Source organism: Myxococcus sp. AM011 (genome assembly GCF_013372595.1).
GTDB lineage: Bacteria > Myxococcota > Myxococcia > Myxococcales > Myxococcaceae > Myxococcus > Myxococcus eversor.
Window position 1 is genome coordinate 19,478 of record NZ_JABXEM010000148.1, and the last position, 7,960, is coordinate 27,437.

The 7,960-nt window shown below is 67.9% G+C and carries 6 protein-coding genes; 5 read left to right on the plus strand and 1 reads right to left on the minus strand.

The window, feature by feature from the left end:
* Positions 1-16 precede the first annotated feature (16 nt).
* The 5 genes from HUW62_RS27685 to HUW62_RS27705 are packed head-to-tail and all read left to right on the plus strand — an operon-like array spanning position 17 to position 7,236.
* A complete protein-coding gene (locus HUW62_RS27685; RefSeq protein ID WP_176436095.1) occupies positions 17-1,189 on the plus strand; it encodes an acyl-CoA dehydrogenase family protein in 1,173 nt (390 codons plus the stop codon).
* The gene (locus HUW62_RS27690) at positions 1,186-2,334 is read left to right on the plus strand and encodes an acyl-CoA dehydrogenase family protein (protein ID WP_176436096.1); all 1,149 of its coding nucleotides are present in this window, start codon (positions 1,186-1,188) and stop codon (positions 2,332-2,334) included. Before HUW62_RS27685 ends, HUW62_RS27690 begins: the two co-directional genes overlap by 4 nt.
* A gap of 34 nt (positions 2,335-2,368) precedes the next feature.
* Positions 2,369-3,580 (plus strand): acetyl-CoA C-acetyltransferase, encoded by a 1,212-nt coding sequence (locus tag HUW62_RS27695; RefSeq protein WP_163865039.1) that lies wholly within the window; start codon positions 2,369-2,371, stop codon positions 3,578-3,580.
* Between the two features lie 41 nt (positions 3,581-3,621).
* Entirely contained in the window at positions 3,622-5,799 is a 2,178-nt protein-coding gene (locus HUW62_RS27700) for a 3-hydroxyacyl-CoA dehydrogenase NAD-binding domain-containing protein (protein ID WP_176436097.1), read from the plus strand.
* A 30-nt stretch (positions 5,800-5,829) separates the two neighbouring features.
* A complete protein-coding gene (locus tag HUW62_RS27705) occupies positions 5,830-7,236 on the plus strand; it encodes an aldehyde dehydrogenase family protein (RefSeq protein ID WP_176436098.1) in 1,407 nt (468 codons plus the stop codon).
* A gap of 92 nt (positions 7,237-7,328) precedes the next feature.
* On the opposite strand, the gene HUW62_RS27710 is transcribed toward HUW62_RS27705, so the two are convergent.
* Positions 7,329-7,814: a hypothetical protein gene (locus HUW62_RS27710; RefSeq protein WP_255203673.1), complete on the minus strand. Its 486-nt coding sequence runs from the start codon at positions 7,812-7,814 to the stop codon at positions 7,329-7,331.
* Between the last annotated feature and the right edge of the window lie 146 nt (positions 7,815-7,960).

The following is a 7,960-nucleotide window of genomic DNA, read 5'->3' on the forward strand; positions in this document are numbered from 1 at the left end:
TCCCTCACGAGTCCCCATGCATCCGAGAACTCCGGAGCAAGCGTCCTTCGCTGCCTCCATCGACGCGTTCTGTCGCGCCAAGACGGGCACCCGCGCGCAGCGCGACGCGCTGACCCAGCACGGCGTCGAGGCCCACAACCCCCGGCTCTATGCCGAGATGGCCGAGCTGGGCTGGCTCGGCGTGGGCATCTCTCCGAAGTACGGCGGCTCCGACGGAGGCATGGCGGAGATGTGCCTGTTCGCCGAGCGCACCTCCTACGGGCTCGCTCCGGTGGGCGGATACATCACCACGGCCGTCGCCGCGAGCCCCTACGCGAAGTTCGGCAGCGAGGCACAGAAGCAGAAGGTCCTCACCGGCATCACCCGGGGCCGCGTGGAGGCCATCTCCATCTCGGAGCCCGACGCGGGCTCGGACGCCGCCGCGATTACCTGCCGCGCGACGCGCACGAGCGGAGGCTTCCTCGTCAACGGCCAGAAGACGTGGTGCTCCAACGCGCACTTCGCCGACCACCTGCTGCTCGTCGCGCGCACCCAGTCCTCGGGCTCCCGGCACGAGGGGCTCACCATGTTCTGCGTCCCCACGGGCACGCCGGGCGTGGAGATTCGCGGCATCCCCACGCTCAACGGCAAGGAGGTCAACGACGTCTTCTTCACCGACTGCTTCCTGCCGGAGGACTCCGTCGTGGGCAAGGTGGACCAGGCCTGGCCGCAGCTCATGTCGGGGCTCAACAGCGAGCGGCTCCTGCTCGCCGCGTCCATGCTGGGCCGGGGCCGGCGCGCGTTCGACGACGCGGTGGCGTACGTGAAGGAGCGCAAGCAGTTCGGCAAGCCCATCGGCTCCTTCCAGGCGCTCAAGCACCGCATCGCGGACCTGGCCACTGAGCTGGAGTGCTGCGAGCTGCTCATCTACCGCGTGGCGCAGCTGGCGGATGAAGCGCCCGACCGGATGCTCCCCCGCGAGGCGTCCATGGCCAAGCTGAAGACGACGGAGACCGCCAAGCGCGTGGCGCTCGAGGGTGTTCAGATGATGGGCGGCTACGGCTACGCGACCGAATACGACATGGAGTCGCACCTGCGCGCCACGGTCATCTCCACCGTCTACGGCGGCACCAGCGAAATCCAGCGCGACATCATCGGCAAGACGTTCGGACTGCAAGAGCGACTCACGACGGAGCGAGACAGACAATGACGGCACGTCCTCGATGGAGCTCTGACGAGCTCGAGCAGGTGCGTGGCCTCGCGGCCACCTACTTCACCAAGGAAGTCCTCCCCAACGTCCCCAAGCACGTGGCCCAGGGCCACCCGGACAAGGCGCTCTACCGCCGGGCGGGCGAGCTGGGCCTCTTGTGCATGTCCATTCCGGAGGCATACGGCGGAGGCGGCGGCACCTTCGCCCATGAGGCGATACTCAGCGAGGAGCAGGTGCGGGCCGGAGACCCGACCATGGGCTTCGCCGTGCACTGCTCCATCGTCGCGCACTACGTGCTCGCGTACGCGTCCGAGGCGCAGAAGCACAAGTGGCTGCCCAAGCTCGCCAGCGGCGAGTGGGTGGGCGCCATCGCCATGACGGAGCCCGGCGCCGGTTCGGACTTGCAGGCCATCTCCACCCGCGCCGAGCGTGACGGAGACTTCTACCGGGTGAGCGGCTCCAAGACGTTCATCTCCAACGGCCGGGTGTGCGACTTCCTCATCATCGCGGTGCGCACCAGCGACGTGAAGGGCCACGCGGGCATCTCCCTCGTGTGCGCGGAGGTCTCCGACACCACGCCCGGCTTCGAGCGGGGCCGCATCCTCGAGAAGCTCGGAGGCCATGGCCAGGACACCACGGAGTTGTTCTTCGATGACCTGCGCGTACCCGCCGTCAACCTGCTCGGAGGCGAGGAGGGCAAGGGCTTCGCGCAGCTCATGTCCCAGCTCCCCCAGGAGCGGCTGAGCACCGCCATCCTCGCGCAGGCGAGCATCGACCGGGCCGTGGACCTCACCGTCGAGTACACCAAGCAGCGCCAGGTGTTCGGCAAGCCACTTTTCGCTCTGCAGAACACGCGCTTCGAGCTGGCGGAATGCGCGACGTTGCGGAGGGTGGGCCGGGCGTTCCTCGACGAGTGCATCGAGCGCCACCTCGCGGGCGAGCTGGACGTGGCATCCGCGGCCATGGCCAAGTACTGGCTCACGGACCAGGCGTGTATCGTCGCGGACCGTTGCCTCCAGCTTTTCGGAGGGTATGGGTACATGAAGGAATACCCCATCGCCCACCTGTTCGCGGATACTCGCGTCATGCGCATCTTCGCCGGCGCCAACGAGGTCATGAAAGAGCTCGTCGCCCGTTCGCTGTAGCCCACTCCCACACCAAATCCCAAGGAGGCTCCCGGTGAGCCAGGAAGCATTCATCTTCGACGCGGTTCGTACTCCTCGCGGCAAGGGCAAGAAAGGCGCGCTGCACGGCACCAAGCCCCTGTCGCTGCTCGTCGGGCTGGTGGACGCGCTCAAGAAGCGTCACCCGAACCTGGACCCCAAGCGCATCGACGACGTGGTGCTGGGCATCGTCTCTCCCGTGGGAGACCAGGGCGCGGACATCGCCCGCACGCTGGTGCTCGCGGCGGGCCTGCCGGAGACGGTGGGCGGCGTGCAGCTCAACCGCTTCTGTGCCTCCGGCCTGACGGCGGTGAACATGGCCGCGCAGCAGGTGCGCTCCGGCTGGGAGCAGTTGGTCATCGCGGGCGGCGTGGAGAGCATGTCGCGCGTGCCCATGGGCTCCGACGGCGGCGCCTGGGCCATGGACCCCGCCACCAACTACGACACGTACTTCGTGCCGCAGGGCATCTCCGCGGACCTCATCGCGACGATGGAGGGCTTCACCCGCGAGGACGTGGACCGCTACGCCGCGCAGTCGCAGGAGCGCGCCGCGAAGGCCTGGGCCGGCGGCTACTTCAAGAACTCCGTCATCCCCGTCACGGACCAGAACGGCCTCACCATCCTGGACCGCGACGAGCACATGCGGCCGGAGTCCACGGTGGCCTCGCTGGGCCAGCTCAACGCGTCCTTCGTCGGCATCGGTGAGATGGGCGGCTTCGACGCGGTGGCGCTCCAGAAGTACCACGCGGTGGAGCGCATCGAGCACGTGCACACCCCGGGCAACTCCTCCGGCATCGTCGATGGCGCCGCGCTGGTGCTCATCGGCTCGGAGAAGGTGGGCAAGGAGCTGGGCCTGACGCCGCGCGCGCGCATCGCCTCCGTGGCGACGTCCGGCGCGGACCCGACCATCATGCTCACCGGCCCCCTGCCGGCCACGCGCAAGCTGCTCGACCTGGCGGGCCTGTCCGTGAAGGACATCGACCTGTTCGAGCTCAACGAGGCGTTCGCCTCCGTGGTGCTCAAGTACCAGAAGGACCTGGGCATCCCGAGCGACAAGCTCAACGTCAACGGCGGCTCCATCGCCATGGGGCACCCGCTGGGCGCCACCGGCGCGATGATCCTCGGCACCATGGTGGACGAGCTGGAGCGCCGCAAGGCGCGCCGCGCGGTCATCACCCTGTGCGTCGGCGGTGGCATGGGCGTGGCCACCCTCATCGAGCGCGTCTGAACCCCTTTGACCCACCTTTCGACAAGATTCGAGCGAACCCCATGAGCGAGCAGAACACCATCCGCTGGGACAAGGATGCCGACGGCATCGTCATCTTGACGCTGGATGACCCCAACCAGTCCGCCAACACCATGAACGCCGCGTACCTGAAGTCCATGCGCGCCACGGTGGACCGGCTGGCCAAGGAGAAGGCCGACATCACCGGCGTCATCCTCACCTCCGCGAAGAAGACCTTCTTCGCCGGCGGCGACCTGAACGACTTGCAGCGCATCCGCAAGGAGGACGCGAAGCAGGCGTTCGAGCTGGTCCAGGAGATCAAGTCGCACCTGCGCACGCTGGAGACCCTGGGCAAGCCCGTGGTCGCCGCCATCAACGGCGCGGCGCTGGGCGGAGGCCTGGAGATTGCCCTGGCCTGTCACCGCCGCATCGTCGCGGACGTGAAGGGCGCGCAGTTGGGCCTGCCGGAAGTGACGCTGGGCCTGTTGCCCGGTGGCGGCGGCGTGGTGCGCACGGTGCGCATGCTGGGCATCGTGGACGCGATGATGAAGGTGCTGCTCCAGGGCCAGCGCTACCGCCCGCAGGAGGCCAAGGAGGTCGGCCTGGTGCATGAGGTGGTGGACTCCGTGGAGGCGCTGCTGCCAGCGGCCAAGGCGTGGATCAAGGCGAACCCGACGGCGCAGCAGCCGTGGGACGCGAAGGGCTACAAGATTCCGGGCGGCACACCGTCCCATCCCGGCCTCGCGGCGAACCTGCCCGCCTTCCCCGCCAACCTGCGCAAGCAGATCAAGGGCGCGAACATGCCCGCGCCGCGCGCCATCATGGCGGTGGCCGTGGAAGGCACGCAGGTGGACATCGACACCGCGTTCACCATCGAGTCGCGCTACTTCACCGAGCTGGCCACCGGACAGGTCGCGAAGAACATGATTCAGGCGTTCTTCTTCGACATGCAGCACATCAACTCCGGTGGCGGCCGGCCCAAGGGCTTCCCGCAGCACACGGCGAAGAAGGTCGGCATCCTCGGCGCCGGGATGATGGGCGCGGGCATCGCCTACGTCTGCGCCAAGGCGGGCATCGACGTGGTGCTCAAGGACGTGAGCCAGGAGTCCGCGGAGAAGGGCAAGCAGTACTCCGTGAAGCTGGTGGAGAAGGCCATCCAGAAGGGCAAGTCCACGAAGGAGAAGGGCGACGCGCTCCTGGCGCGAATCACCCCGACGGCGGACGCCGCCCAGCTCAAGGGCTGCGACCTGGTCATCGAGGCCGTGTTCGAGGGCGTGGAGCTGAAGCACAAGGTGTTCCAGGAGGTGCAGGACGTCGTGGCCCCCGACGCGGTGCTGGCGTCCAACACATCCACGCTGCCGATTACGCTGCTGGCGGAGGGAGTGAAGCGCACGGAGGACTTCGTGGGCATGCACTTCTTCTCCCCCGTGGACAAGATGCCGCTGCTGGAGCTCATCGCCGGCAAGAAGACGAGCGACGCGACGCTGGCGAAGGCCATCGACATCGCGGTGCAGATTGGCAAGACGCCCATCGTCGTCAACGACAGCCGGGGTTTCTTCACCAGCCGCGTCATCGGCACGTTCCTCAACGAGGCCATCGCCATGGTGGGCGAGGGAATCGCTCCGGCGTCGATTGAACAGGCGGGCCTGCAGGCCGGCTACCCGGCGGCGCCCCTGGCGCTGATGGACGAATTGACGCTGACCTTGCCGCGCAAGATCCGCCTGGAGACGAAGGCCGCCGCGGAGGCCGCGGGCCAGACGTGGGTGGAGCACGGCAGCTACGCCGTCGTGGACACGCTCATCGACAAGCACGGGCGCAAGGGCCGCTCCACCGGGTCGGGCTTCTACGACTACGTGGACGGCAAGCGCGCGAACCTGTGGCCGGGGCTCGCCCAGCACTACACCAGGCCGGGCCACACCATCCCCTTCGAGGACATGAAGGAGCGCATGCTGTTCGCGGAGGCCATCGACACGGTGCGCTGCTTCGATGAAGGCGTGCTGCGCTCGGCGGCGGACGCCAACATCGGCTCCATCCTGGGCATCGGCTTCCCGGCATGGACGGGCGGCGTGGCCCAGTTCATCAACGGCTACGAGGGCCCCAGTGGCACGGGTCCGCGGGGCTTCATCACCCGCGCGCGCGAGCTGGCGCAGCGCTACGGAAAGCACTTCCTGCCCCCCGCGTCACTCGTGGAGAAGGCCGAGAAGGGCGAGTTCTTGAAGTAGCCGCGCGAATCTCACGCAAGGAGAAGTCCCATGGCCCAGGGTTCCACCCGCCTCGCCGCTGTCCCGTCTTCGTTCGATGCGAAGGCGCTCGTCGAAAAGCAGCGTGCCTACTTCGAGTCCCGCGTCACGCTCCCGCTCGAGTGGCGGCGGGCGCAGTTGGAGACCCTGGGCCATGCCGTGCGCAAGTACGAGGCGGAGATTTTCGCCGCCCTCAAGTCGGACCTGAACAAGAGCGCGGAGGAGGCGTATCTCACCGAGGTCGGCAGCATCTACGGGGAGATAAAGAACGCGCTCAAGCACGTGAAGTCGTGGATGAAGCCGCGCAAGACACCAGCGCCCATCGTCATCCAGCCCGCGCGGGCCTATCAGTACGCGGACCCGCTCGGCGTGACGCTCATCATCGCGCCCTGGAACTACCCCTATCAGCTGTCGATCGCGCCGCTCATCGGGGCGCTCGCCGCGGGCTGCACCGCCGTGCTCAAGCCCAGCGAGCTGGCCCCGGCGACGTCGAGCGTCCTCACCCGGCTGCTGTCGGAGGCGTTTCCAGCGGACGTCGTCACCGTCGTGGAGGGGGACGCGGAGACCAGCCGCGCCCTCCTCGCGGAGAAGTGGGACCTCATCTTCTTCACCGGTGGCACCCAGGTGGGCCGGGTCGTCGCGGAGGCCGCGGCGAAGCACCTGACGCCCACCATCCTGGAGCTGGGCGGCAAGAGCCCCTGCATCGTGGACCGGAGCGCGGACCTGGAGGTCACCGCGCGCCGCATCGCCTGGGGCAAGTTCGTCAACGCGGGCCAGACCTGCATCGCGCCGGACTACGTGCTCATCCACCCCGAGCTGAAGGAGCGCTTCGCCGCGCTGGTCCAGAAGGCCGTCACCGGCTTCTACGGCGCCGACGCGCGCACCAGCAGCGACTACGGCCGCATCATCAGCGCCCGGCACTTCGAGCGCGTCTCGGCGCTCGCGGGGCACGGGAAGGTGGCCTTCGGCGGTGAGCGCGAGGCGTCCTCCCGCTTCTTCGCGCCCACCGTCATCACCGACGCGCCCCTGTCCAGCCCGCTGATGCAGGAGGAGATTTTCGGTCCCCTCCTCCCGCTGGTGGACTGCCCGAGCATCGACGAGGCCATCCGCTTCGTGCGCTCGCGGCCCAAGCCGCTCGCCCTCTACAGCTTCGCCAAGGACTCGGCCGTCAACGAGCGCATCCTCACGGAGACGTCGAGCGGCGGCGCGGTGGTCAACGACGTCTGCGTCCACTTCGCGGTGGAGGGCCTGCCCTTCGGCGGCGTGGGCGAGTCCGGCCTGGGCGGCTACCACGGCCAGTCGAGCTTCGATGCCTTCAGCCACAAGAAGAGCGTCGTGAAGCGGCCCTTCCTGCTGGACCTGGCCATGCGCTACCCGCCGTACGTGGGCAAGCTCGGCCTCTTCAAGCGCCTGATGTAGCAACGGCCCCCGGGGTGTTCCTCCCGGAGGCCGCCGTGCTTCAACCGCCCACCCGTGACAGGCCTTCCGTGCCCGTCACGGGTGAGTCGTTTTCAGAGCGTCTTCATGTACTCGATGAGGGCGTAGCGCTCGCTGTCGGAGAGCGACTGGGTGAAGTCGTGGCCCCCGTTGCCGAGCCCGTACAGGTGCGAGTTGAAGATCATGCGGGAGTTGATCTGCTTCTGGCTGATGGGCGGCGGCGACTGGTACGCCAGCGAGTTGTAGTTGGCGACGACGTTCGCGATGTTGGCGAACAGCACGTCCAGCGTGGCCATCTCGTGGCTGCAGGGGATGAAGGGGTCATTGGCCGGACGGTCTCCACAGGCCAGCGCCGTCACCTTCCAGCCGAGCTTGTCGAAGTCGTAGGAGGCGAAGCTCGGGTCGAAGCCCGCGTTGGTGCCCAGGTTGTTGGTGGAGGTCTGCAGGCGCTTCCACACCTTGGGACGGTCCGACGGCTTCAGCACGCCCCAGAGGGTGGGCACGCTGGAGTTGTGGAAGTACGGGGCGGAGGCCCACGCGCCGTAGAGCGGCGTGGCCACGTAGCCGAACGGTTTGATCCCTCAATGGTCACGTGAAAACCGGCCAAAGAGAGTCCCTTCAAAACCGGCCAAAGGAAGAGGACCGAGACAGGAGGACTCCTACCCCGCGGACTCGGAGGTCCGCAACTCCATGGCGCCCTTGGTGC

Coding starts and splice junctions, on each gene's coding strand:
- HUW62_RS27700 (WP_176436097.1), top strand. CDS start 3,622: ATGAGCGAGCAGAACACCATCCGCTGGGACAAGGATGCCGACGGCATC.
- HUW62_RS27685 (WP_176436095.1), top strand. CDS start 17: ATGCATCCGAGAACTCCGGAGCAAGCGTCCTTCGCTGCCTCCATCGAC.
- HUW62_RS27705 (WP_176436098.1), top strand. CDS start 5,830: ATGGCCCAGGGTTCCACCCGCCTCGCCGCTGTCCCGTCTTCGTTCGAT.
- HUW62_RS27690 (WP_176436096.1), top strand. CDS start 1,186: ATGACGGCACGTCCTCGATGGAGCTCTGACGAGCTCGAGCAGGTGCGT.